Raw genomic sequence first — 26,646 nt, 5'->3', positions numbered from 1 at the left:
CCATATTGATGAGAGAGTTATACATAACCGAAACTGCTATTGATTCCAAATAAACATTAGTATTCGATTTATAACAATAACAATAGCCAGTCCACTTGCTAGCATATGATGCTTCAAATGATATAATGCTGCAACACCTACTCCAAATACGATAATTTCTAATAATACATGTAATATACCTTTTACTTCCCATTCTGCATGTGGAGCTCCAAATAACCCCCAAATGGCAGCAACAACAATCGGAATAATAATAGCAAGTGTAATTTTTATAGCTGTTGTTGTTCCTACTCGAAACCCCCAGTATCCAACAATCCCAAGAATACATAACTCTAGCATAAAACGTAAAGCTATATTAAATTCTTGAAGCATACTACACCTTCTTTTCCTTTTATTCCCCTTCAAATTAATCGTATGATAAATGAACAAAACATACAACAATGTATAAAAAAGAGAGGATTATATAACCCTCTCTTTTTTATCAACACTATTTACTTTCTACAATTAAGGTCACCGGACCATCATTGATTAAAGAAACGTCCATCATTGCTCCGAATTTCCCTGTTTCTACATGCAATCCTTGTTTGCGAACTTCTTCATTAAAGAAATCGTATAAACGCTCTGCATAGTCAGGTTTCGCAGCATCCATAAAGTTTGGACGTCTCCCCTTGCGACAATCTCCGTATAATGTGAATTGCGAAATAGATAGAACTTGTCCTTCTACATCAAGTACAGAATGATTCATCTTTCCGCTCTCATCTTCAAAAATACGTAAGTTTGAAATTTTTTCCGCAATGTAAGTTGCATCTTTTTCTGTATCTTCGTGCGTAATGCCAACTAGTAATGTTAAACCGAACGGAATTTGTCCTACGATCTCACCGTCTACCGTGACAGACGCTTTCTTTGATCGTTGTAAAACAACTCTCATCTTTCTACACTCCCTATTAATGCATCATGCGTCGTACTGCATAAATTTCCGGAACACGTTTAATGCGTTCTACTACTTTTTTCAAATGTTGTAAGTTACGAATTGAGATTGACATATTAATTGTCGCCATCTTATTACGGTCACTTCTACCAGAAACAGCTGAAATGTACGTTTTCGTCTCTGTAACAGCTTGCAGTACTTCATTTAATAAACCACGGCGATCGTAACCTGAAATTTCAATATCAACGTTATACTCAATTTCTTTTTCAGGGCTACCTTCCCACTCTACTTCTAATAATCTTTCTACAGCTTCTTCTGTATGAACATTTACACAATCACGGCGGTGAATCGATACGCCTCGGCCTTTTGTAATATATCCAACGATATCATCGCCCGGAACTGGGTTACAGCATTTCGATAAACGGATTAATAAATTATCAGCACCGCTTACTTTTACACCAGAATCCCATTTTCGAATTTTCATCGGTTTACGAACTTCTTTAACTTCAACAATCTCTTCTTCTTCGCGTTGTTTGCGGAACTTGTCCGTTAGTCGCGTAACAATTTGCGAAGCTGTAATTCCGCTATATCCAACTGCTGCAAACATATCTTCTTCATTTGCAAAGTTAAATTTCTCAGCGACGCGTTTTAAGTTATCAGGCGCTAATACTTCTTTCATCTCATACTCTAGACCACGTACTTCCTTTTCAACAAGTTCACGGCCTTTTTCAATATTTTCGTCTCTACGTTGTTTCTTAAAGAATTGACGAATTTTATTTTTTGCATGAGATGTTTGAGCAAGTTTTACCCAATCTTGACTTGGGCCATAGGAATGTTTCGACGTTAAAATTTCAATGATGTCGCCTGTTTTTAATTTATAATCCAGCGTCACCATTTTACCGTTTACTTTTGCACCAATTGTTTTATTCCCAATTTCCGAATGGACACGATACGCGAAATCAATCGGAACCGATCCAAGTGGTAATTCCATTACATCGCCTTTCGGTGTAAAGACGAATACCATGTCAGAGAATAAATCAATTTTTAATGACTCCATAAATTCTTCTGCATTAGAAGCTTCATTTTGCCATTCTAATATTTGACGGAACCATGTGAGTTTCTTCTCTAATGTACCTGTTGTTTCTGCTGTTTTTCCTTCTTTATACGCCCAGTGTGCCGCAATCCCGAATTCTGCAATTTCGTGCATTTCTTTCGTACGAATTTGCACTTCAAGTGGGTCACCTTTCGGTCCAATTACGGTCGTATGAAGAGATTGATATAGATTTGCTTTTGGCATTGCAATATAATCTTTAAAACGACCTGGCATCGGCTTCCAGCACGTATGAATAATTCCAAGCACCGCATAACAATCTTTAATACTATTTACAACAACACGTACAGCTAATAAATCGTAAATTTCATTGAACTGCTTATTTTGCAGTGCCATTTTACGATAGATACTGTAAATATGTTTCGGTCTTCCAGAAATCTCAGGTTGAATTGCAACTTCTTTTAATTTCTCACGAATACCAGTCATTACTTCGTCTAAATATTCTTCACGTTCTGCACGTTTACGCTTCATTAAATTTACAATACGATAATATTGCTGTGGATTTAAATAGCGAAGTGACGTATCCTCTAGCTCCCATTTAATAGTACTAATTCCGAGTCTATGTGCTAAAGGTGCAAAGATTTCTAACGTTTCATTCGCTATGCGACGCTGCTTCTCTTGAGGCAAATGTTTCAATGTACGCATGTTATGAAGACGATCAGCTAGTTTAATTAAAATAACTCTAATATCTTGAGCCATTGCAATAAACATTTTGCGATGGTTTTCTGCTTGTTGTTGTTCGTGAGATTTATATTTGATTTTCCCAAGCTTTGTAACACCATCAACAAGCATAGCAATTTCTTTGTTAAATTCCCGTTCAATATCTTCTAACGTAATCTCTGTATCTTCCACTACATCATGTAAGAAACCTGCTGATACCGTAGCTGGATCCATGTGTAAATCAACTAAAATACCTGCAACTTGAATCGGATGAATAATATACGGTTCACCCGATTTTCTATATTGTTCGCTATGCGCATCACGTGCATATTCATAGGCACGTGCCACTAGCTCAATATCTTCATCCGCTAAATATTGACTTGCTTTCTCGAGTACCTGTTCAGCTGTTAGTACCTGCTCATTTGCCATCGAATCACCTTTTATTGAAAATTGACTTTATCTTTATTTAATAGAATAAATTATATTCTATCATTATAACCCAATGATTGTGAATTGTGAAAAGGAAAAGATTTTACTGACATTTCACCATGATTTTTTGTTCAATTATACAAAAGTACCCGCTCCTCTCCAAGAGATTCACGGGTACTTTTTATCACCGTAGTTTTACCTATATAGTGATTAGTATTTTTCTAATACTAATACATCGTAACCATCTAACATTTTACGACCATCTAAGTAAGTAAGCTCTACTAAGAATGCAATTCCTGCTACAACTCCGCCTAGCTCTTCAACTAACTTAATTGTCGCTTCGATTGTTCCACCTGTAGCTAATAGATCATCTGTAATTAATACGCGTTGACCTGGCTTAATTGCATCTTTATGGATTGTTAAAACATCTTTACCATATTCTTTACCGTAGTCAACTGTAATTACTTCACGTGGTAATTTCCCTAATTTACGAACTGGTGCAAATCCTACTTCTAACGCATAAGAAACTGGGCAACCGATAATGAAACCACGAGCTTCTGGTCCTACTACAACATGGATATCTCTTTCTTTTGCGTACTCAACGATTGCATCTGTTGCTGCTTTGTATGCTTTACCGTCATTCATTAAAGGTGTAATGTCTTTGAACACAATACCTTCTTTCGGATAATCCGGTACAATTGCGATATGTTGCTTGAAATCCATATTTCTGAATCCTCCTCAGATCTAAAAGGTTTGTAAATACAAATCCTTTACCCTAACTGTTCTACTTCTTTATGATTACGAATCGTTTCAAACCATGTATATAGTTGCTGATATGTGCTATAAACCAATTCTTTTTCTAATTGTAAGTGGTTCATTTTCTCACGATATGTGTTCGATTCAATTAAATCACGCTTTTGTTTTTTGTCTGCCATAAAAATGACGCCATCTTTTATTGTAACAAATTCTAACTCAAAAAACACCTGTGTCATGAAATTTACTGTATCTTTTGACCAACCTTTATGACGACATAGTTGTTCTCCATATTGTCTTAAAGAAAATGGTGTTTTTTGGTTTAAGAAAGAATAGTACCATTTAAAATGTTCTCTCGTAGGAACTGTACTAAATAAATGGTTATTCTCTTGATAAAACAGCGTATAAATTCGCGCTGGGAATCCTACTTTAAATAACTCACGTAATTCATCTGTTCCTTTTGGCAAATCGAGTAACACGATGTATTGATCATCTAAATGCGTTACTTCTGACGCATGCATAAGCTTTTCTTTATAGTCCTCTAAAGAAAATTTATTCAATACCTCTTCAGAAAAATACACCATTGTTATTTTTTCTTTCGGAAGTTCTGCTAAATTTGCTTCTGCATTACGCATACTACGCCAATCAAATAATTGCCACGCCTCTACAGCAATATCTTGTACCATTAGTTGTGGCTTCTTAAAATTATTCCATTCATTGATGGATGCTTCCCCTATTACAGATACCTTTGCAACTGGAGAGATTTCTTTCGCATATGCACCGAAACCGAATCCAATTGTATCCAGTGTTGCTTGTCCATCACGAAGAGCCATTTTTAAATGAGAGCCATCTGATCCGATTGCGCGAATACTTTCTAACTCTGCATCTTTCACTGCAATACGTGGTTTCGGATTTCCAATACCAAACGGTGCTAGTTTTTGCATATCTTCAATTGCCGCTAGCGTTACATCCTCTACTTTGCAAAAAACATCAACTGCTGTAATTGGAATAAAATCTTCTTCTGTTAAAATTGCATCTGCTTGTTCATTTAAGCGGCGACGTAATTCATCTACATCATTCATATGTAGCGTCATTCCGGCTGCCATCGGATGCCCTCCGAAGTGTGGCAATAACTCTCTACAATCTGATAAGTTTGCAAACAAATCAAATCCTGCAATACTACGCGCTGAGCCTTTTGCTGTTTCTTTAATAGGATCAATGCTTAATACAATCGTCGGACGATAAAAACGTTCAACTAATTTAGAAGCAACAATTCCAATTACCCCTGGGTTCCAGCCTTCTTTTGCAAGTACTAATACTTTGTTTTCTTCTGGTGGGAAGTTATTTTCAACTTCAGCGATAGCCTCTTCTGTAATTTGCTTTACAATATCTTTTCGCAGTTTGTTCAGCTCATCAATTTCTTCGGCCAACTCTTTCGCTTCCTCTGGATCATCTGATAATAAAAGGTGTACAGCCGGCGCTGCATCTTCTAAACGTCCGACCGCATTAATACGCGGTGCGAGTGAGAAGCCAATACTCTCTTCTGTAATTTCACTTTGCGAAACGTTAGCAACTTTAAATAGCGCCTTTAGTCCGATATTTTTCGTCATACGCATATGTTTTAAACCGCGTTTCACTAGCAACCTATTTTCACCATGAAGTGATACTAAATCGGCTACTGTACCGATTACTGCAATCTCTAATAAATGTTCTGGTACACGGCCTAATAGTGCATGCGCAACTTTAAACGCAACACCTACACCAGCTAAATAGTGAAACGGATATACACCGCCATCTAATTTCGGATGTATAATCGCAAGTGCTTCTGGCAATTCTGGCGGTGGCTCATGGTGATCTGTAATAATTAGATCTATTCCAAGCTCCTTTGCTACATTCGCTTCATGTACTGCTGCGATGCCAGTGTCGACAGTAATAATCAGTGAGAACCCTGCGCTATGCGCCCAACGAAACGCTTCTTCGTTCGGTCCATACCCTTCTGTAAAACGATTTGGAATGTAAAATTCTACTTCTACACCTAATTCTTGAAGAGCAAGATATAAAACCGTCGTACTACTTACTCCGTCCGCATCGTAATCACCAAATATTAATATTTGCTCTCCATTTTGAATCGCCTTATTTACACGTTCTACCGTTCTATCCATTCCTTCTAATAAAAATGGATCATGAAATTCTTGATTTTCTGTATTTAAAAAATCTAAAATCTTATCTTCTGTATCTAGTCCTCTACCGAGGAATAATGAAACGACAAGTGGCGATAACTGTAATTTACTTGCTAATTCACTCACTCGCTCGTCATTATATTCTTTTTCTTTCCAACGCGTCTTCGGTTGTAACACGAAATCACCCCTTAACCTGTTTATTATACAAGACAGATTAAGGGGTGACAATATAATGCAAACTACGATGCAATATCTATATACAAAAATGTTAATGATGTTTAATTTGGAGAATACGGATTTATATGTACGAATACATTTTGTACATTCTCTTGTTTCATAAGTATTTCTTTCACATGTTTTCCAATGCGGTGTCCTTCTTCTACAGTAATGTATGGATCTACAGACACTTTAATATCGACAATAACATAATGACCATGCTCCCGTGCATATAAAGAACCAATTTTTTTCACACCATCTACTTGAAGAACTGCTTCTCTAAGCGGAATAACATCCTCCTCATGAAGAACATGGTCAAGCGTTGCATGAATTGCTTCCGCTCCAATGCTCCATGCCATTTTTACAACAAGAAGTGAAACAGCTAATCCTGCAATCGGATCAGCGTATACAAGCCAGTCTACACCAAGCCTACCACCGATTATAGCTGCACAAATACCGATTAAAGCTGCAATTGAAGAAAATACATCCGAACGGTGCTCATATGCATTTGCAATAATTGCATCACTATTTACCCTCTTCCCTAATCGGAATTTATATTGGAACATTCCTTCTTTCACGATAATCGAAAGAACAACAGCAAAAATCGTAATTCCTTTCGGTGGTTCTAGTTCCTGCGAAAAAGCTTTTATAGACGAAATCGCTATCTCGAGTCCCACAATAAATAATAATACCGCAACAATAATCGCTGAAATCGATTCCGCTTTACCATGACCATACGGATGATCTTCATCAGGTGGCTGCTTTGCCGCTCGCAATCCAAAAAGTACAGCTAGCGAACCAATTACATCTGATGCAGAATGCACCGCATCTGCTAACAGTGCTTTACTGTTCCCGATATAACCAATTACCGCCTTTACAATTGCTAATATAATATTACCAACGATCCCGACAATAGCACCAAACTCGGCCTGTTTAAAACGTTCATCTTTTTCCATAATTAAAATCCCTTCTTTTCTTAACCTATCATTTTATTTTAACAAAAACAGCGATAAAACCACCACTTTCTTCCATATTATTCCCATTAAAAAGTTGCTATCTTATTGTATCCACAAACGAAAAAAGAGATGCCTCATAAAGAGACATCATCTTTTCTATACTTGCGGTTCAGATTCTACTTTCTCAACCTTCTTCTTGTTTTTACCTCTTTTCAAACGACGGTTTTCAAGCATTAACCAAATTTGAGAAGCAACGAAAACAGAAGAGTACGTACCTACAATTAATCCAACAAGTAACGCAAACGAGAAGTTACGTAATGACTCACTACCGAAGATAAGCAGTGCAATTACTGGGAATAACACTGTTAATACTGTGTTAATCGAACGACCAAGCGTTTGGCGAATACTTGCATTTACGATTTCTTCTAAGTCTTTTATATCGCGAACTCGTTTTTTCTGTTTGTATAATTCACGGTTTCTATCAAATGTAACAATCGAGTCATTAATAGAATAACCGATGATTGTTAGTACTGCAGCGATAAACGTTAAGTCTACCTCCAATTGGAAAATACTAAACATAACAACCATAACGAATGCGTCATGTAGTAACGCAAGCACTGCAGATAACGCATACGTAAATCGGAATCGAATACTTACGTATAAAATGATAACTGCAGAAGCAATCAGTACAGCGATAAATGCATTTCGTGCAATTTCTTTCCCGATTGTCGGTGAAACTGTACTTATGTTTGGATCTGTACCATATTTATCGTGGAAGAATGTTTTTGTTTTCGCAATTTCATCTTTTGATAAAACACCTAATGTACGAACTGCGAAACCTTTATTGTCATCTCCAGTCGGTACAATATTTTCTTCCTTCACATCAATGTTCAATTCTTTAAAATCTTTATGAACATCAGACACCGTAACGGCTTGTTTTGATTGCAAGTCAATACGTGTACCACTTGCAAAGTCAATACCAAGATTCAATTTGAAAATTGGTAAGATAATTGCACCCGCAATCACAACTACAATCGAGAAGATAAGGAATTTATGACCGATATTTACAAAGTTAATACGATCAAATCTCGTTGGCGGATGTACTACACCTTTTGTTAATGGAATAATATCCTTTTGTTTCACACCAAAATATCCTGGTTTTTTATCAAAGTAACGGCTCTTTACAAGTAAACCTAGTAAGAAACGAGTACCGAATACGTTCGTAATAAAACCAACTAAAATACTTACGATTAAACTTGTTGCGAATCCTTTTACAGAGCTATTACCATAAACGAATAACACACCAGCTGCTGCAAGAGTCGTAACGTTTGCATCTAGAATTGTTGCTAATGAACGATGGTTACCAGCACGAAATGCCGACATCATGGACTTACCAATTTTCAGCTCTTCTTTCAATCTCTCGTACGTAATAATATTCGCATCAACTGCGATACCTACCCCGAGCACTAACGCCGCAATACCTGGCAACGTAAGAACTGCATGCATCCAGTTAAAGACAAGTAATGTAACGAAAATGTATAGACCTAACATAATAACCGCTACAAGTCCTGGTAAACGGTAGAATACAAGCATAAATAAGAAAATAAGAGCGATACCAATCGCACTAGCGAAAATCGTTTGCTCTAACGCTTGTTGACCAAATTTCGCTCCAACAGATGTTGAATACATTTCTTTTAAATCAACAGGAAGTGCACCTGCATTTAATAAAGATGAAAGTTGTTTCGCACTTTCAACTGTGAAGTTTCCACCTACGATAGATACTTCAGCTTGGTTAAATACTTGGCTTACTGTTGCCGCTGATAAGAACTTCGGATTCGGTTTTGCAGATTCTGCTTTATACGAATCTTTTCCTTCTTCAAAGTCAAGCCAAATTACCATTAAATTCGTTGGTGGTGGCATTTTAGAAATTTTTTCAGTTACTGCACGGAATTTTTCAGCGCTTTTCAGTGTAAGACCTACGCTCGCACGGCCTTGCTCATCAAATGTTTGCTTCGCTCCGCCGCCTTTTAAATCCGTTCCATCCATAAGAAGGTTATCATCCACATCACGGAATGTTAATTTCGCTTGTGTTGATAACATTTCACGTGCTTTTTGCTGATCTTGTACACCAGCAAGCTGTACACGAATTCGATCTTGCCCTTCGATTTGAATGTTCGGCTCACTTACACCGAGAACATTGACACGATTTTCAAGAGCACCTACTGTACTTACAAGTACGTCTCGATCGATTTTATCACCTTTTTTGGCTGGTTTTACTTCATACAGAATTTCAAAACCACCGCGAAGGTCTAGTCCTAGACTAATTCCTTTTGCTATGTCTTTTCCCGCCGCACCAATTACTCCACCGATTAATAAGACGATGAGGAAAAAGGCGGCAATTCTCGTACCACGCTTTGCCATATGTACCCTCTTTCTGCTACTAACACTTTAAATAAATCTCTTACGATTCACTTTTATACGTGTGCATACGCCTAGTTAGTAGACTTCCTTTCTATAATTTTTGCTAGTTCATCACTAGCTGTATAGGTAAGCTTTTACACTACCTAGACTTTCATCATTTATTTTCCTCTTCACTACCTCCTTTATATATAATCTTAGACATAATTATTTCCTCTTTATCAATACATATCATTATACTGCAAAAGGAAGAACAAACCAATTGCAGTCGGTTATTTATTTTCGTACTCATCAAATGACCAAAGTGGCGCTTGGTACGCTTCAACAGTTAAATATGTCATATACTCATTAGCACTTACTCTTAATACATCATTTACCAATTCATATAATCTAACATCACTGTCTATCTTTTTCCACTTTTTCACTTTGAGAAACTTCCAAATATCATCATCTGTCACTCGGTCGTAACCGAACATGTGAAACTCTTCTACTTTACTTTCTAAAACGACTTGTAACTGTCCGCGGTATGATTCTACCAAAGCCTCTTTATCTAACATCTATAACATCTCCTTCTTATTTCAGCACGAAAAAGTCGCTTTAATCCCGCTCTAATGGACAGCAATAACTACTTTCAAGAGCGCTATCATAGTTCACTCTCTTAAATGCTTGTCATTCTTGTCTCGTACGTGCATATAAATTATTGTAAATCATTCCATTGATTTTGAGAAGGTAGGAGAAGAACATGACGAGACAAAGCTTTTTAAAAGGCGCATTTATTTTAATGATAGCCGGATTTATTACAAAAATACTCGGTTTCATCAATCGTATAGTAATGGCACGTATTTTAGGTGAAGAAGGCGTTGGTCTTTATATGATGGCCGTTCCTACATTCATTTTAGCAATTACATTAACACAAATCGGTCTTCCTGTCGCAATCGCAAAATTTGTAGCAGAAGCGGAAGCTGTGAACGATAAACAAAGAGTTAAAAAAATATTAACTGTATCACTAGCTGTTACATCCGTTATTAGTATCATATTAACAATCGGAATTATGTTCCTCACACCTATTTTAGCAAAAACATTATTAACCGACGAAAGAACGTACTATCCATTAATAGCCATTTTGCCCGTCGTTCCTGTTATTGCCATTTCTTCTGTTTTGCGCGGTTACTTTCAAGGGAAACAAAATATGAAACCTAGCGCTTATGCACAAGTTCTAGAACAAGTTGTCCGCATTACCATTATCGCTATATGCATTCAATTATTTTTACCTTACGGCGTAGAATATGCTGCAGCCGGTGCTATGTTATCAGCTGTTCTCGGTGAAGTTGCATCCTTATTATTTTTACTCACGTTATTTCAGCGCGAAAAACATTTATCAATACGCTCTGGATTTTTCACTACTGTAAAGGAGAGCAAAGGAACATTTTATTCCCTTATGGATATAGCTCTTCCCACTACAGGAAGTCGTTTAATCGGCTCCGTTTCATATTTTTTTGAACCTATTGTCGTTATGCAAAGCTTAGCAATCGCTGGTGTCGCTGCTTCTGTTGCAACCCAGCAATACGGCATGTTAAACGGTTATGCATTCCCGCTCCTATCACTACCCGCCTTTATTACATACGCTCTTTCTACAGCGCTCGTCCCTTCTATTAGTGAAGCGATGGCAAAAAGACAACATAAATTAGTGGAGCACCGCTTACAACAAGCACTTCGAATTTCATTAATTACCGGGGGATGGTCTGTCGTTATATTATATGTATTCGCTTCTCCTGTTTTAACTCTTATGTACGGATCAGACAGCGCAACAGCATTCATTCAACTTCTTGCACCTTGCTTTTTATTTCATTATTTCCAAAGTCCACTGACCTCTGTTTTGCAAGCTTTAAACTTAGCAAGAGCTGCAATGATGAATACATTTATTGGCGCCACCGTGAAATTAATTGTTATTTTTGTACTAGCCTCAAGGCCAGAATTTCAAATGATGGGAGTTGCTCTCGCTATCGCTGCAAATATTGTAACAGTAACATTTCTTCACTACGCTACTGTTTTAAAAAAGATTACATTTACCATTTACGCAAAAGACTATATTTTCGGCGGACTTGCCATCGGTATCGCAGGCGCCTTCGGTTTTTATATTCATAAATATATTATTTTCTCTCATTCCCTCGGCATACAAACATTATGGGAAATCACTTTAACAACAATTGTTTATATCGTACTTCTCTTCACCTTCAAACTCATTCGAAAAGAAGAGTTAAGTCGTCTCCCTATCATTCGTAAACTTTCATTTTTGAAATAAGTTGAAACTTTAATCAGTGGGGTAATCTCCACTGATTATTAGTTAAACTAATCATTCTTACTCTTTCAAAGAATAAATCTCTAATTTTCTTTTACATCAACAAAAAATTTTCCGTTTTGAAAACTACAGTATAAAATTTGTGTCACATCGTTATAACCTAAGTTTTTTAATTTCTCAATAAGCCATTCATCTGTATGTTCAATCATTTGTAAATGACTAGATTGAATTTCTCCATCAATAATAAGAGGAAGAGTAAACTGCAATACATCCTGTTTATTTTTTTGTTTTTGAAAGACAGATAACTTCCCAGACGGTTCCAAAATAGCATATTCTACATCCCGAATATCTCCAACTCCTTGCTCCCTTAATTGCATCATTAAATCATCTATATTATAACGTTGCTTTCTCATCTTCTTTTCATCAATCTTCCCCGCGTTTACAAGAATAGCCGGCTCACCTTCTATTAAATGCCGAAAGCGTTGATACTTTAGGGAAATGACTGACAAAATAATTTGGATGCACATAAGAAAAGTCATCGGAATTAATTGATGCCAAAGTGATTTATCGGTATTTTCAATTGCTACTACAGCCATTTCTCCAAGCATAATAAATACGACTAAATCTAATACACTTAGCTCTCCTATCTCACGTTTACCCATAAGACGAAAAATAATTAAGATGATGGTATACAAAAGCATTGTCCGTCCAATTATTGATATCCATTCCATTTCTACATCTCCTTTTTTACGTATAGACTCCCCTATAAAAAAGAAACTAGTCTAACTTAGACAAAAGGAAAATATGCTTGTATTAAAAAGGGGGAATGTATAAATGGATGGAACGAAAAAATTATCCACTGCAATCGGATTCGGTATTACTACACTATTAATTCTCGCATCTCTTACTAGCATGATTATGGCTCTTTTATTAAAGTTTACGAATATAAACGAAGGGACATTAGCCGTTACTATTTTTATACTCGCTCTTTTATCTATGCTTATGTCTGGTTTTATTGCTGGCAACAAAGCACAGGGGAAAGGGTGGCTGGTAGGTCTCACAACAGGTCTCACGTTCACTATACTCGTTTTTCTAGTTAACTATTTAGGCTTTTCTCAAACTTTATCGAACTCACAATTACTTTATCAATTAGCATTAATGGGGGCGAGTACACTCGGTGGTATTTTCGGTGTAAATATGTCAAAGCAAAGTAACTAAAAAAGGCCCTGCACATTTCATGCAGGGCCTTCCACATTAGTTTTTCACAACTTCACGAATCGCATTGCGATCGAAAGTTAAGTGTGAACCACCAGATTTAATAACAATTTTCGTGTCATCTACTGATTCGATTGTACCGTGTAAGCCACCAATTGTTATGATAGCATCACCTTTTGCTAATTCGTTTTGCATTTGAGCAACTGCTTTTTGACGCTTTTGTTGCGGGCGAATTAATAAGAAATAGAAAATCGCAAACATCGCAACAATCATAACGATATTCATCATACCTGCATTCATCTTTTGTTCCTCCTTTTAAATTATGTATTAGAAGTTTTTAGCATTCGGTTTATTAAAGCCATACTGTTCAAAGAATTCTTCGCGGAAATCGCCAAGACGGTCTTCACGAATAGCTTGTCTCACCTGCTCCATTAAGTTTAACAGAAAATGAAGGTTGTGATAAGACGTTAAACGAATTCCGAACGTTTCATCACATTTCATTAAGTGACGAATGTACGCACGAGAGTAATTTTTACATGTATAGCAATCACAATTTGGATCAAGCGGACCGAAGTCTCTTGCAAATTTCGCATTTTTTACAACTAGACGACCTTCACTTGTCATACATGTACCATTTCGAGCGATACGAGTTGGAAGTACGCAGTCAAACATATCAATACCACGAATTGCACCATCGATTAATGAGTCAGGAGAACCTACTCCCATTAAGTAACGTGGCTTATTATCTGGAAGAAGTGGTGTTGTAAACTCAAGTACACGGTTCATAATATCTTTCGGCTCACCTACAGATAAACCACCTACAGCGTAACCAGGGAAGTCCATTGAAACAAGGTCTTTTGCACTTTGACGACGAAGCTCTTCGTACTCCCCGCCCTGTACAATACCGAATAAACCTTGATCTTGTGGACGTTCATGCGCTTTTAAGCAACGTTCTGCCCAACGGCTTGTACGTTCTACAGACTTCTTCATATATTCAAAAGTAGCTGGGAATGGTGGACACTCATCAAATGCCATCATAATATCTGAACCTAATGCATTTTGAATTTCCATCGCTTTTTCTGGTGATAAGAATAATTTATCTCCATTTAAGTGGTTACGGAAGTGAACGCCTTCCTCTTCAATACGACGGAAGTCACTTAAACTGAATACTTGGAAACCACCAGAGTCTGTTAAGATTGCACGATCCCAGTTCATAAATTTATGCAAGCCGCCTGCTTCACGAATAATTTCATGACCTGGACGTAGCCATAAATGATACGTATTACTTAAAATAATGCCAGAATCCATTGCTTTTAATTCTTCTGGTGACATTGTCTTAACTGTCGCAAGTGTACCAACTGGCATAAATGTTGGTGTATCAAATGAACCGTGCGGTGTATGCACACGACCTAAACGGGCACCCGTTTGTTTACATGTCTTAATAAATTCATAACGAATTGCTGTCATAACTTACTCCTTTTATTTGTTTCTCATTTTAGCGTGAGATGCAACGAACATTGCATCACCGAAGCTAAAGAAACGATATTTTTCTTTTACTGCTTCATTGTAAGCATGAAGTACATTATCTCTATTTGCAAATGCACTTACAAGCATGATTAATGTTGATTTCGGCAAGTGGAAGTTTGTAATTAAACCATCAATTGCTTTAAATTCATATCCCGGATACATGAAAATATCTGTCCATCCAGAAGCGGCGCAAAGCTTACCGTTATGATCTGTTGCAATTGTTTCTAACGTACGAGTTGATGTCGTACCTACAGTAATAATACGTCCACCATTCTCTTTTACACGATTTAATAATGCCGCTGTCTCTTCAGACATATGGTAATATTCTGCGTGCATATGGTGTTCTTCAATCGTATCTGCAGAAACTGGTCTAAATGTTCCAAGTCCTACGTGAAGTGTAATGAATGCTAACTGAACGCCTTTTTGCTTTAACTTCTCAAGTAACTCTTCTGTAAAGTGAAGTCCCGCAGTCGGCGCTGCTGCTGAACCAATTTCTTTCGCATATACTGTTTGATAGCGATCGCGATCTTCTAGCGTCTCTTTAATATATGGAGGAAGTGGCATTTCCCCAAGTTCATCTAAAATTTCATAGAAGATGCCGTCATATGAAAATTCAAGCTGACGTCCACCTTGATCTGCAGTTCCTGTGCAAGTTGCTTTTAATTTTCCTTCGCCAAAAGAGATAACAGTTCCTTCTTTTACACGTTTCGCTGGCTTTACAAGCGTTTCCCACTTATCGCCCTCTTCTTGTTTTAAAAGAAGTACTTCAATGTGTGCGCCTGTATCTTCTTTCACACCATGCAAACGAGCAGGCATAACTTTCGTTTCATTTAAAACTAAACAATCCCCCTCATGTAAGTAGGAAAGAATGTCCGTAAAATGTTTATGCTCAATATCACCTGTTTCACGGTCTAACACCATTAATCTTGATGTTTCACGATCTTCTAACGGGACTTGTGCAATAAGTTCTTCTGGTAAATGAAAATCAAACAGATTTATATCCATAGCTATATCCACCTATTTCTTATTTGAATCGATTTATTATATACATAATAAAAGATAATACAATACTTAACACAATACATGTAATGATAGGAAAATAAAAGGTAACGTTTCCTTTTTTAACAAAAATATCGCCTGGAAGCCTTCCAATGAACTTCCAAGCTAATCCAACAACAATGAGTAAGATCCCCGCTGTAATAAGCAGCTTTGGCATCTCCGTCATACTTTTGGTATCTCCATTCCGAAATGTTCATACGCAAGCGGCGTTACAATTCGGCCCCTTGGCGTTCGTTGTAAAAAGCCAATTTGTAATAAATACGGCTCATACACATCTTCAATCGTATGAGATTCTTCTCCAATTGTTGCTGAAACCGTTTCTAATCCAACTGGACCACCACGGAATTTCTCAATAATACCAAGCAGTAATTTATGATCAATATGATCTAAACCTAATTTATCTACTTGCAGTAGCTCTAATGCCATTTGTGTAATTTCCATCGTAACCGTTCCGTTACCACGAACTTGCGCGAAATCACGTACACGTCTTAAAAGACGATTTGCAATACGAGGTGTACCACGAGCACGCCTTGCAATTTCTAGCGCAGCTAACGAATCAATTTCAACTTCGAATACTTCTGCTGTACGTTCAACAATCGCAGAAAGCTGATCTACTGTGTAATACTCTAACCTTGAAAGTACACCGAATCGGTCACGAAGCGGCGCTGATAATGCTCCGGCGCGTGTCGTTGCTCCAACTAATGTAAATGGCGGTAAATCTAGGCGTACAGAACGTGCTGAAGGCCCTTTTCCAATTACGATATCAAGGCAAAAGTCTTCCATTGCAGGATACAATACTTCTTCAATTGATCTATGCAAACGATGAATTTCATCAATAAATAATACATCTCCTGGCTGAAGCGCTGTTAATACAGCAGCTAAATCTCCTGGTCTTTCAATTGCCGGACCTGAAGTTGTTCTAACATTAACGCCCATTTCATTAGCAATAATATTCGCAAGCGTCGTTTTACCAAGACCTGGTGGTCCATATAAAAGCACATGATCTAACGTTTCTTCACGCATTTTCGCCGCTTCAATAAATACTTCTAAATTATGTTTCGCTTTATCTTGGCCAATATACTGACGGAGCGTCTGTGGCCGTAATGAATATTCTAAATCCGAATCTTCATATGCAGATTCCCCTGAAAGGAGACGTTCGTCCATTATACTCACCTCTTACCATTTAGTAAAAGACTAAGTGCCTTTTTAATATACTGATCCGTCGTTAATGATTCTTTTAATAACTCTGGTACAACGCGAGAAACTTCGCGTTCTGCGTATCCAAGTGCGCGCAGAGCTTCCAGTGCCTCATCAAGCTCAGCTGATGTACCTTTCTTCTCATCAAAACGTTCTGTGTCTGAGAATAAATCAACAAATGCATCTGGTACGACATCTGCTAGTTTTCCTTTTAAATCTAAAATCATTTGGCGTGCTGTTTTCTTTCCGACGCCTGGGAATTTCACTAAAAACTTCTCATCTTCATGCTCAATCGCTTGAACGACCTGTCCTGTTTGACCAGAAGCTAAAATTGCAAGAGCGCCTTTTGGCCCAATGCCAGACACGCCTAACAACTTTGTAAATAATAAACGCTCTTCACGTGTTTTAAACCCGTAAAGTGCCATAATATCTTCTCTCACATAATGATATGTATAGACACGGATTTCTTGCTTACTTCTTTGAAATACATACGGATTCGGTGTGAAAATTTGATAACCAATTCCATTATGATCAATTACGACATATTCCGGCCCTACATACTCCACGTAACCTGTAACATATTCAAACAAAATACGATCTCTCCCTCTTAAATCATGTATTCCATTTTAACATATTTAATGATAGAAAAGCGAGACTGCCCCAACAAATGTTCTCCACTTGAAACTTCTGTTATTTTCCATTGACAGAAAGGTTAAAGCACCTTAATATACAGAGGTCGATAATGATTATCAATACTAATTAAAGGGGTTACATCAGGATGAAACGTAAGCTATTTATTTTATTTACTATTATGCTTGTTGTTCTTTCTATCGTTGGCTGCTCTTCTCAAAAAGAAGAATCGAAAGCAAAAGAACAACCGAAAACAAAAGTTGTAAAACATGCTAAAGGTGAAGCAACAATTCCAGTAAATCCAAAGAGAATTGTTGACTTATCTGGATCAACAGAAGAACTATTACTTCTTGGACACAAACCTGTTGGTACAGCAAATACATATAAAGATAAAATCCAAAATCACTTAACAGATAAGTTAGATGGAGTAAAAGCAGTAGGTTGGTACTGGGCACCTAAAGTTGATTTAGAAGCTGTTACTGCTTTAAAACCAGACTTAATTATTTTAAACAACCGTCAATTAAAAATTTATGATCAACTAGAAAAGGTTGCACCTACAGTTGTTCTAGAAACAAACTTAGAAGACTGGCGTGGTAAATTTAAAGAAGTAGGTAAGCTATTTGGCGAAGAGAAGAAAGCAGACAAATGGATTGCAGACTACGATAAGAAAGCAGACTCTTTATCTAAAAAAATTAAAGAGAAAACAAAAGATGAGAACTTTATGTTCGTTGCAGTTACACCACAAAACTTCCGCGTATACGGCAGCTTCGGATACGGTGACATCATCTTTAATGACTTAAAACTTCCAGCAACAAAAGGTACAGATTTAAAACAAACAATGGCGCAAGTATCGCTAGAAGGTCTTGTTGCATTCCAACCTGATCAAATGTTTATTGTAAACTTTGGCGGCGAAGCTGATAAAGTTTACGAAGACTACAAAAACAGTGCCGTTTGGAAAGACAATAAAGCTGTGAAAAACAATCATGTATATGAAGTATCAAACGAAATCTTCAATACGAAAGCATTCAATCCAATCGGAAAAGATATGCTAATCGATGAAATCGCAAAAGAAATTTTAGCTAAGAATAAGTAAGAAAAAGCAGCTCACCATGAGCTGCTTTTTTTCTTATTTTGCACTGCGTATTGCTTCATTTTTTCAATCGTTCTCACAAAACCTTCTTTTGATTTAATCCGAATACCACGCTTCAATTTCGCACGCTCATAACTCTCAAGCTTTTTCATATCAATTTGGAAGAAGGAGTGAATCGCATTATCACTTTTCGGTACACCTTTGAAAATTTGTAATATCCCTTCCTCTGACACGCCAAAATAACCGCTCGTTTTCAATAACGGAGAAATATCATCAACTTTCTTTTGCAATACAATTTGTACATCATCACGATCAACGAGCTGCCATTCTTTATACTGCTGTAAAAACTTTTCTAAATCCACCACTTTTTCTGTAAGTATTTCCTCACTTACTTCTCCATCAACATACATACGCTCTAATAAAATTGTAACTTCGGGTTCTTTTTTCGTTACTTCTGGTACTGGCCCTTCCGCCTTCACATTCGTTTCATAAACGAAACAAAACATCATAACGAAAGCTTGCACCGCAATCAGTATCCATTTCATTTCCGTTCACCTCTTCTAGGCAAAATCAAACTTTCATTAGTAGTTTTTCCGGAAATGGGGGTTTTATCCATATTACATTTCTTTCGAAAAAATAAAAAATGCAGATAGGCATTTACCTCATCTGCATGTATCATTTACTTTTATATAAAATGAAAGACGCCTGCAAAGCAGGCGTCTTGATGCGTTTACGGCGAGAGACCAGGCGACCACATTCGCGTGTTTAGCACTTAAGCATATCTCTCGTCTTACGTAAATTAGCTCATCGCTTTGTTAATATAACATTAATAAAGTATAAGTGCAACATGTTTATAAAAATATCTTATTTCCTGTTTCATCCAAATTATTTTATGTAAATTACAAACTGATAATTGTAATATATATTACAATAGATATAAAAGCGAAATCATAATAAGTAGGGGATGAATATTGTGAAAAAATAAAGGATGAACGTCTCATTCTTCAAACATTAAAAAACATACGTATGGCCTTTCTTTTTCAATACATTGGGGTAGTTGGGATTTTAGGCTATATCGGATCCACTGAAGGAATTGATCAAATTACGAAATCTCCATTATGGCTATTATTTATGCTTACGAGTATTTTACTTGCTTATTTACAGTTAAGTGTTTCAATCGATGTAGAAGAAGGCGAAAAGGAAATAAAATTACCCCCTTATTACAAGCTTGTTTTACGCTCTCTTCTTATTGGAATTATTATTACTATTATTTATCTCATTTTCAGTCCTGAAAGACCTCTATTTGAAGCTATTCTAACAGGTAGTGTTTTCCTCATATGCTTTTTAGTTTCTTACTCCGTTAGTTATTTTATTAAAAAACGTCGTTTACAAGACAACGATGAATGAAGAGGAAGGGCTATCCCTTCCTCTTTTGTTTTGCTATCGCATAGTACCAGTTAAACCGTAACGAATGTCTCGGAACATATTTCCTATATCACGATTAAAATCGTTTGTAACTGTACCGTTACGTAGGCGTGTGCTCATTGCATCGACACGAGTAAACATATCATTTCTTACAGAAACATAGACATTTCTGTTTCCAACTTCATTTACAACAGCTTGACGAATTTCGTTCGCCATCGCCGTTTCATTTGTCACTGTATTACGCGGTTTTACCGCAATCGCCACATCGTTTCCATATACAACTGTAGACACACGGTCCACGTTATTCATACGTTTCACACGATTTGTAATTTTTTCTGCTGTTTTACCATCATTGTTAATGTATGAATTGTTCATTGTAATATTACGTGTTGGATGTGGATTAGCAATTTGACCGTTGTAATTTACATCTCGGTAATAATTGTTATATCCTGTATCGTTACGACCATTTCTATATGTTACATAATCTGTATAGCGATCATTACGCGTTACATTATCACGATACTGGTGTGTATCATTATAAGATGTACGCTCGTAATTGTAGTTACGTCCATCCATTGCATTGTTATCTTTTGGTGTACCACATGCAGCTAATGCACTGGTAACTAACAAAGAAGCAGCAATCACTTTTACTTTCGTATTCAATACAAAAACCCCCTCTGTTAGAATGAGCTTCTCTTCTGAAAAGCTCCCTCTTATGATGAGTAACAGAGAGGGTTTTTACACTGTTAATATTTCACTGGGAATTTTCTAGCACTTCATAAAAACCCTTCATTTCCTTAATTAACACGCATGCAAAAAAGGCGGAAATACTCCCGCCTTTTTAAACTTCTTCTTCGGCCTCTTCTTCTGAAATGGGCTCTCCAAATACATTTGGTGGATCTGGTTGATAATACATCGTTCCTGGCTGTGGTGCATATGCAGATTGAGTTGGTTGATAATATAAAGGATTCGCATATTGCGGACCGCCTGGTTGTGGACTATATAGTCTACTTTCTCCTCCGCATCCACAATCTTCCTCACCCTGCACAAGCGGCGGCATTTGATTATCCATTGGCATCATATTCGTGTTTGGCATAGACGTATATTGCGGTCCAAACGGCGCCCCTTGCTGATATGGCATTTGATATGGATTTGGTTGTTGATAATATGGATTCGGCGGCATCATAGGCTGTTGATACGGCATTTGATATGGCATCATATTCGGTGGTTGATTGTTATCCATAATTGGCATCATATTCGGCATTTGATTGTTATCCATGATTGGCATCATATTCGGCATTTGATTATTATCCATAATTGGCATCATATTCGGCATTTGATTATTATCCATAATTGGCATCATATTTGGTGGTTGATTGTTATCCATGATTGGCATCATATTCGGCATTTGATTATTATCCATAATTGGCATCATATTCGGCATTTGATTGTTATCCATGATCGGCATCATATTCGGCATTTGATTATTATCCATAATTGGCATCATATTCGGCATTTGATTATTATCCATAATTGGCATCATATTCGGCATTTGATTATTATCCATAATTGGCATCATATTCGGTGGTTGGTTGTTATCCATAATCGGCATCATATTTGGTGGTTGGTTGTTATCCATAATTGGCATTATATTTGGCATTTGAATATTTGGCGGTATGACTTGTGGAATAACTACATTTTCTTTCGATACATTTGGTGATACTATATTCCCTACGTTTTCTTTCTTCACTTGTGGTGACACTATATTCCCTACATTCTCTTTCTTCACTTGCGGCGATATTATATTCCCTACATTCTCTTTCTTCACTTGTGGTGACACTATATTCCCTACATTTTCTTTTTTCACTTGCGGTGACACTATATTCCCTACATTTTCTTTCTTCACTTGCGGTGATATTATATTCCCTACATTTTCTTTTTTCACTTGCGGCGATATTATATTCCCTACATTCTCTTTCTTCACTTGCGGCGATACTATATTGTTTTTTTTCGTTTGCGGAGAAATGATATTGTTAGGTTTCATTTTACTAATTTGAGGAGCAATTAACTCGCTTCCTTTTTTTATTACATCTGAAATTTTATATTCCTTTTTTGGTTTTATTGGTGGTTGTGGCGGCTGCGGTAATACATTTACCGAAAACTTCGTGTTTTCTTTTTCCGCCGGTTTTTGTTTTTCTATCACAGGTGGTTTTTGAATAACAGACGGTTTTTCAACTGGTTTTTCTTTTTGAATTGGCTGTTCTTTTTGCATCTCTTTTTGCGGCTTTACCTGCATCTCCTTCTGTGGTTTCACCTGTACTTCTTTTTGCGGCTTTACTTGCATCTCCTTCTGCGGTTTTACTTGCACTTCTTTTTGTGTTTGTTGCATAGCTGGCTGCTGTGTAATTGGTGCTGATTGATACGTAACTTCTTCTTCATCTTCTATTCCAAGCGGAGTTGGTGTTGCTGCAAATTCTTTTTGCTGCACTTCTTTTACGTATTGCTTTGGAGGCGCTGAGCCTGCTCCAGCCTGTTGTTTCATATGAACACTCTTTGATGGCACTTTAATTTTCATACCTGGCATGATTAGATCAGGATTACTAAGTTGTGTATTTGTTTGTTTCAGCGTATCAAAATCCACTCCGTACTTTTTCGCAATTTTCCAAAGGGTATCCCCTTTTTGCACGATATGAATTTTCAAATTTTCCCCCTCCTGTATAACTTATCTATAAGTAACAAATCTCATGAAGTAACTCTTTCTAAATAACGTTAACTTCTTTTCACTTTCATCACTTCTTCGATTTTCAATATCATTTGAAGTGGAATAAGCATAAAAAAATCGCAATGATTTCTTCACAACAATGTATGCCCATTTCGTTCTCGTTATGATTATGTGCATGAAAAAAAGCAACGGGAATACCGTTGCTTTACACACGCTCTAACATACGATTTAATGCAAGAACCGCTTCTGCCGTTACTTGTTTATCTACACTAATAACATTAATTTCTTCTCCTCTTTCTATCGTTTCAAGTGCCCATAATAAGTGAGGCAGATCAATTCGGTTCATCGTTAAACATGGACACATAAATGGATTAAGCGAAACAATTTCTTTATCTGGATGTTGCTGAATAATTCGATTCACTAAATTCATTTCTGTACCAATCGCCCATTTGCTACCAGATGGCGCTGATTCAATCATATCAATAATATATTTCGTTGACCCTGCATAATCTGAAGCAGCTACAACTTCATAGCAACATTCTGGATGTACAATAATATTCATATCCGGATGATTTTTTCGTACATTCTCTATGTTTTTCACTGTAAAGTTTTGATGAACTGAACAATGACCTTTCCATAAAATCACTTGAATTTCTTCTATATCTCCATCGTACTCTAAAGAATCCGTATGCGGATCCCATACTGCCATTTTATCTAACGGGATACCTAAGTCGTACGCTGTATTTCTTCCTAAATGTTGATCCGGTAAAAAGACGAGACGTTCTTTTTGAGTAAACGCCCAAGATACCATTTGCTTTGCATTAGAAGAAGTTACTGTTGCTCCTCCGTTACGACCACAAAACGCTTTAATTGCAGCTGTAGAGTTCACATACGTTAACGGAATCATCGTATCTCCAAATAATTTCGTGAGCTCTTTCCACGCTCTTTCTGTTTGTTCAATATCTGCCATATCTGCCATCGAACATCCTGCACGCATATCTGGCAAAATAACGATTTGATCATCTGTCGTTAACATATCTGCTGTTTCCGCCATAAAGTGCACCCCGCAAAACACAATATACTTTGCGTCTTTATTGCTCGCTGCAACTTGCGCAAGCTGAAGTGAATCCCCTGCTGCATCTGAAAATTGTACCACTTCATCTTTTTGGTAATGATGTCCTGGAATGAATAACATTTTTCCCATTTTTTCTTTAATTTCATGAACACGCTTTTCCATATCTTCTTTTGACATCTTGTGATAACGCTCCGGTAACATCGTTTCAATTGGTTGCACTTTTTCTAAAATACTCATATTCCTTTCTCCCCCCCTCTAAGCCACTTTCCTTATCCTTCAATATTGAAACTAATATCAAGTGCTTTCACTGAATGTGTTAACGCTCCAAGTGAAATATAATCTACCCCTGTTTTTCCGTATTTCGATAAATCTTCAATTGTAATGCCTCCTGATGCTTCCGTAACGATGGCACTTGGTACAATCTTTGAAAACTCTCTAATCTCATCTGGCGTACGGTTATCAAACATAATAATATCCGCACCAGCCGCTACAGCCTCTCTCACTTGCTCCTCCGTTTCTGTTTCCACTTCTACTTTCACCATATGTCCTAATTTTTCTTTCAGCGATGTAACAGCTTTCGTAATAGAACCCGCAAAGGCAATATGATTGTCTTTGATCATGACACCATCATATAAACCGAAACGGTGATTAAATCCTCCTCCGCACACGACTGCATACTTATCAAACATACGTAGCCCCGGCATTGTTTTTCGCGTATCACAAATACGTGTATGGCTGCTATCTAAAGCAAGAACCGCTTTACGCGTCATCGTCGCTATTCCGCTCATACGCTGGATAACATTTAATATAACGCGCTCTGCTGTTAATAACGATGCAATTGGACCTTGCACAGTTGCAATGATTTCGCCTTTTTCTACAAGATCCCCATCTTTTTTATGAAGCTCTACTTCAATTCTCTCATCTATTAATTTAAATCCCGATTCAATTACTAAACGTCCTGCAAAGACCCCTGTATCCTTCGAAAGAAACGTTCCTTTTGAAAGCAAGTTATCTGGAAAAATAAGCTGAGATGTTACATCTCTTTCTCCTATATCTTCTAAAAAAAATCGATTTAATGCTTCTTTCACTTTTATCGTGTTCATAAAGCCCCTCTTCCCCTCATCACACAAGTTGTAGTTTTCTCTTTACTCGAACAATCTCTTTCTTTCCTACATTTCTATCTGGATAATCACTCCGGTAATGCCCACCAATACTTTCTTCTCTTTGCAGAGCTGACACAACTATAAGCTCACAAACCGTTAACATATTAATAAGTGTTATCTCTTCATTCGTAAGAACATCATGTTGTAATATCATATTTCGAACACCGTACTTACTAAGCCATCTCTTCGCATAAGATAAACTTTGCTCTGTTCGCACAATCCCAACATATTTCATCATGCATTTTTGTATTTCTTCTTTCGTCGGTAAATGATTCAGAACGATAAACTTCGCTTCCTTTTCGGCTAGCATGCTCACCTTTTCTTTTGTCTCTCTAGATAAAATGTGTCGTCCGATTCTTTTTCCAAACACAAGACCTTCTAATAATGAATTACTCGCTAATCTATTTGCACCATGAACCCCATTACAAGCTACTTCACCGACTGCGTATAGGTTCGGAATAGACGTCTCTCCATCACAGTTCGTTTTCACGCCGCCCATGTGAAAATGAGTACCGGGCACGACTGGAATAAGTTTTTTATTTATATCGACTCCATTTGTTTTACATATCGATGACACGGTCGGAAAGCGTTGTTCAAAGTTTTGAATCATTTCGATGTTTAAGTACACTTTTTCACCCGCAAGTAGCTGTTCATGAATAGCCCTTGCGACTACATCACGAGGCGCTAGATCCTGTTCGGAATGTATATCCATCATAAAACGCTGCCCTTTTCCATTTATAAGAACAGCTCCTTCTCCGCGAACAGCTTCGGACACGAGGCCGGAACAACGCCCACCCGCGTATAACATCGTCGGATGAAATTGTATAAACTCTAAATCTACAAGCTCTCCGCCTGCACGGTACACCATTGCAAGTCCATCGCCTGTAATTGTCTCATCATTAGAAGTAAAGGCGTATAAACCGCCAATACCCCCTGAAGCTAACACCGTATAATCTGCATTGTAACGTTTCAGTTCTCCTTTATTGTTACGAGTTAAAGCCCCAACACATTTATCTTTTTCTATAATAAAATCGAGCACCATTTCCTGTTCCACTACCGTAACGTATGGAGCTACTTCTTGAATAAGATGCTCTAATAAATTCTTTCCTGTTGCATCGCCACCTGCATGTAAAATACGACGTTTTCGATGCGCTCCTTCTTTTCCAAGATGAGGACCTGTTTCATCTCCATCAAATTTCATTCCTCTTTCAATAAGGTTATTAATTTCTTTCGGCCCTTCCTCGACTAAATAACGGACCACTTCTTCATTATTATAATGACACCCTGCTACTAACGTATCTTCAAAATGATCATTAGGATTGTCATATGTAGCTACCGCTGCGGCAATTCCACCTTGAGCTAAATGTGTATTATTATTACGTTTCGTCTCCTTTGTGATAATAATCACATTCTTTTCGTGACAAATCTCTTTTGCAACACGAAGTGCCGCAACGCCACTTCCAATAATTAAGACATCTGCACTTGGCATAATTGTTGCCTCCTACTTTACACTTTTCAACTGTCTTGACACCTATATTTACATAGTTTTAAAATAATGACAAGAGTTTTTTTATAATTCTTATTTTCACTACCATT

24 protein-coding genes and 1 pseudogene are annotated in these 26,646 nt (G+C 37.2%); 4 read left to right on the top strand and 21 right to left on the bottom strand.

Features of this window, described 5'->3' with window-relative positions:
• Positions 1-36 precede the first annotated feature (36 nt).
• The 8 genes from MHI28_RS25125 to MHI28_RS25090 all read right to left on the bottom strand — a co-directional run bounded on the left by MHI28_RS25125 (position 37) and on the right by MHI28_RS25090 (position 10,205).
• The gene (locus MHI28_RS25125) at positions 37-369 is read right to left on the bottom strand and encodes a YrdB family protein (RefSeq protein WP_000938750.1); all 333 of its coding nucleotides are present in this window, start codon (positions 367-369) and stop codon (positions 37-39) included.
• A gap of 115 nt (positions 370-484) precedes the next feature.
• Positions 485-925, bottom strand: coding sequence for a D-tyrosyl-tRNA(Tyr) deacylase (locus MHI28_RS25120; protein WP_001266969.1), 441 nt, complete (start codon positions 923-925; stop codon positions 485-487).
• 16 nt (positions 926-941) lie between these two features.
• Complete coding sequence (gene relA, locus MHI28_RS25115) at positions 942-3,125, bottom strand: GTP diphosphokinase (RefSeq protein WP_001262795.1); 2,184 nt, start codon at positions 3,123-3,125, stop codon at positions 942-944.
• Between the two features lie 210 nt (positions 3,126-3,335).
• The gene (locus tag MHI28_RS25110; RefSeq protein WP_000346218.1) at positions 3,336-3,848 is read right to left on the bottom strand and encodes an adenine phosphoribosyltransferase; all 513 of its coding nucleotides are present in this window, start codon (positions 3,846-3,848) and stop codon (positions 3,336-3,338) included.
• Positions 3,849-3,895: 47 nt separating this feature from the next.
• On the bottom strand, positions 3,896-6,235 hold the full coding sequence (recJ, locus tag MHI28_RS25105; RefSeq protein ID WP_000941242.1) for a single-stranded-DNA-specific exonuclease RecJ: 2,340 nt from the start codon (positions 6,233-6,235) through the stop codon (positions 3,896-3,898).
• 101 nt (positions 6,236-6,336) lie between these two features.
• Positions 6,337-7,230 carry a cation diffusion facilitator family transporter gene (locus MHI28_RS25100; protein WP_086413536.1) on the bottom strand — a complete coding sequence of 298 codons (894 nt, stop codon included), beginning with the start codon at positions 7,228-7,230 and terminating at the stop codon, positions 6,337-6,339.
• A gap of 156 nt (positions 7,231-7,386) precedes the next feature.
• Complete coding sequence (gene secDF, locus MHI28_RS25095; RefSeq protein WP_001119057.1) at positions 7,387-9,651, bottom strand: protein translocase subunit SecDF; 2,265 nt, start codon at positions 9,649-9,651, stop codon at positions 7,387-7,389.
• A gap of 269 nt (positions 9,652-9,920) precedes the next feature.
• On the bottom strand, positions 9,921-10,205 hold the full coding sequence (locus MHI28_RS25090; RefSeq protein WP_000884549.1) for a post-transcriptional regulator: 285 nt from the start codon (positions 10,203-10,205) through the stop codon (positions 9,921-9,923).
• A 185-nt stretch (positions 10,206-10,390) separates the two neighbouring features.
• Here MHI28_RS25090 and spoVB point away from each other — a divergent pair, with 185 nt between their 5' ends.
• Positions 10,391-11,950, top strand: a complete 1,560-nt coding sequence (gene spoVB, locus MHI28_RS25085) for a stage V sporulation protein B (RefSeq protein ID WP_000198293.1) — start codon at positions 10,391-10,393, stop codon at positions 11,948-11,950.
• Positions 11,951-12,030: 80 nt separating this feature from the next.
• Here the strand turns inward: spoVB and MHI28_RS25080 are convergent, their stop codons facing one another.
• On the bottom strand, positions 12,031-12,678 hold the full coding sequence (locus MHI28_RS25080; protein WP_000454822.1) for a DUF421 domain-containing protein: 648 nt from the start codon (positions 12,676-12,678) through the stop codon (positions 12,031-12,033).
• Between the two features lie 103 nt (positions 12,679-12,781).
• Here MHI28_RS25080 and MHI28_RS25075 point away from each other — a divergent pair, with 103 nt between their 5' ends.
• Positions 12,782-13,165: a TIGR04086 family membrane protein gene (locus MHI28_RS25075; protein WP_000349145.1), complete on the top strand. Its 384-nt coding sequence runs from the start codon at positions 12,782-12,784 to the stop codon at positions 13,163-13,165.
• Between the two features lie 36 nt (positions 13,166-13,201).
• On the opposite strand, the gene yajC is transcribed toward MHI28_RS25075, so the two are convergent.
• The 6 genes from yajC to ruvA are packed head-to-tail and all read right to left on the bottom strand — an operon-like array spanning position 13,202 to position 17,535.
• Positions 13,202-13,462: a preprotein translocase subunit YajC gene (gene yajC, locus MHI28_RS25070; protein WP_000991113.1), complete on the bottom strand. Its 261-nt coding sequence runs from the start codon at positions 13,460-13,462 to the stop codon at positions 13,202-13,204.
• A gap of 27 nt (positions 13,463-13,489) precedes the next feature.
• Positions 13,490-14,629, bottom strand: a complete 1,140-nt coding sequence (gene tgt, locus MHI28_RS25065; RefSeq protein WP_000125365.1) for a tRNA guanosine(34) transglycosylase Tgt — start codon at positions 14,627-14,629, stop codon at positions 13,490-13,492.
• Positions 14,630-14,641: 12 nt separating this feature from the next.
• A complete protein-coding gene (gene queA, locus MHI28_RS25060; RefSeq protein ID WP_000354016.1) occupies positions 14,642-15,694 on the bottom strand; it encodes a tRNA preQ1(34) S-adenosylmethionine ribosyltransferase-isomerase QueA in 1,053 nt (350 codons plus the stop codon).
• 19 nt (positions 15,695-15,713) lie between these two features.
• Entirely contained in the window at positions 15,714-15,914 is a 201-nt protein-coding gene (locus MHI28_RS25055; protein WP_000138162.1) for a DUF2905 domain-containing protein, read from the bottom strand.
• Positions 15,911-16,912, bottom strand: a complete 1,002-nt coding sequence (ruvB, locus tag MHI28_RS25050; RefSeq protein WP_000344464.1) for a Holliday junction branch migration DNA helicase RuvB — start codon at positions 16,910-16,912, stop codon at positions 15,911-15,913. Before ruvB ends, MHI28_RS25055 begins: the two co-directional genes overlap by 4 nt.
• A 5-nt stretch (positions 16,913-16,917) precedes the next feature.
• On the bottom strand, positions 16,918-17,535 hold the full coding sequence (gene ruvA / locus MHI28_RS25045) for a Holliday junction DNA helicase RuvA (protein ID WP_000464512.1): 618 nt from the start codon (positions 17,533-17,535) through the stop codon (positions 16,918-16,920).
• A 188-nt stretch (positions 17,536-17,723) separates the two neighbouring features.
• Here ruvA and MHI28_RS25040 point away from each other — a divergent pair, with 188 nt between their 5' ends.
• Complete coding sequence (locus MHI28_RS25040; protein WP_000823610.1) at positions 17,724-18,668, top strand: iron-hydroxamate ABC transporter substrate-binding protein; 945 nt, start codon at positions 17,724-17,726, stop codon at positions 18,666-18,668.
• An 11-nt stretch (positions 18,669-18,679) separates the two neighbouring features.
• Here MHI28_RS25040 and MHI28_RS25035 read toward each other — a convergent pair whose 3' ends face one another.
• Positions 18,680-19,210 carry a BofC C-terminal domain-containing protein gene (locus MHI28_RS25035; protein WP_000871202.1) on the bottom strand — a complete coding sequence of 177 codons (531 nt, stop codon included), beginning with the start codon at positions 19,208-19,210 and terminating at the stop codon, positions 18,680-18,682.
• Positions 19,211-19,691: 481 nt separating this feature from the next.
• Between MHI28_RS25035 and MHI28_RS25030 the strand changes: the two genes are divergently transcribed.
• Complete coding sequence (locus tag MHI28_RS25030) at positions 19,692-20,072, top strand: hypothetical protein (protein ID WP_000874883.1); 381 nt, start codon at positions 19,692-19,694, stop codon at positions 20,070-20,072.
• 33 nt (positions 20,073-20,105) lie between these two features.
• Here the strand turns inward: MHI28_RS25030 and MHI28_RS25025 are convergent, their stop codons facing one another.
• The 5 genes and pseudogenes from MHI28_RS25025 to nadB all read right to left on the bottom strand — a co-directional run bounded on the left by MHI28_RS25025 (position 20,106) and on the right by nadB (position 26,539).
• Positions 20,106-20,753: a YhcN/YlaJ family sporulation lipoprotein gene (locus tag MHI28_RS25025; RefSeq protein ID WP_001093530.1), complete on the bottom strand. Its 648-nt coding sequence runs from the start codon at positions 20,751-20,753 to the stop codon at positions 20,106-20,108.
• A 1,881-nt stretch (positions 20,754-22,634) separates the two neighbouring features.
• A pseudogene (safA, locus tag MHI28_RS36210) lies at positions 22,635-22,791 on the bottom strand (SafA/ExsA family spore coat assembly protein); the annotation flags it as partial.
• 226 nt (positions 22,792-23,017) lie between these two features.
• The gene (gene nadA, locus MHI28_RS25015) at positions 23,018-24,124 is read right to left on the bottom strand and encodes a quinolinate synthase NadA (RefSeq protein WP_000025283.1); all 1,107 of its coding nucleotides are present in this window, start codon (positions 24,122-24,124) and stop codon (positions 23,018-23,020) included.
• Positions 24,125-24,156: 32 nt separating this feature from the next.
• Positions 24,157-24,990, bottom strand: coding sequence for a carboxylating nicotinate-nucleotide diphosphorylase (gene nadC, locus MHI28_RS25010; protein WP_001092241.1), 834 nt, complete (start codon positions 24,988-24,990; stop codon positions 24,157-24,159).
• Positions 24,991-25,009: 19 nt separating this feature from the next.
• Positions 25,010-26,539, bottom strand: coding sequence for an L-aspartate oxidase (gene nadB / locus MHI28_RS25005; RefSeq protein WP_001138541.1), 1,530 nt, complete (start codon positions 26,537-26,539; stop codon positions 25,010-25,012).
• Between the last annotated feature and the right edge of the window lie 107 nt (positions 26,540-26,646).

The organism is Bacillus sp. FSL K6-0268 (genome assembly GCF_038005425.1).
In the GTDB taxonomy this organism is placed as follows: domain Bacteria; phylum Bacillota; class Bacilli; order Bacillales; family Bacillaceae_G; genus Bacillus_A; species Bacillus_A thuringiensis_S.
The sequence above is the reverse complement of the archived record's forward strand: the minus strand, read 5'-3'. Positions and strand labels throughout refer to the sequence as shown.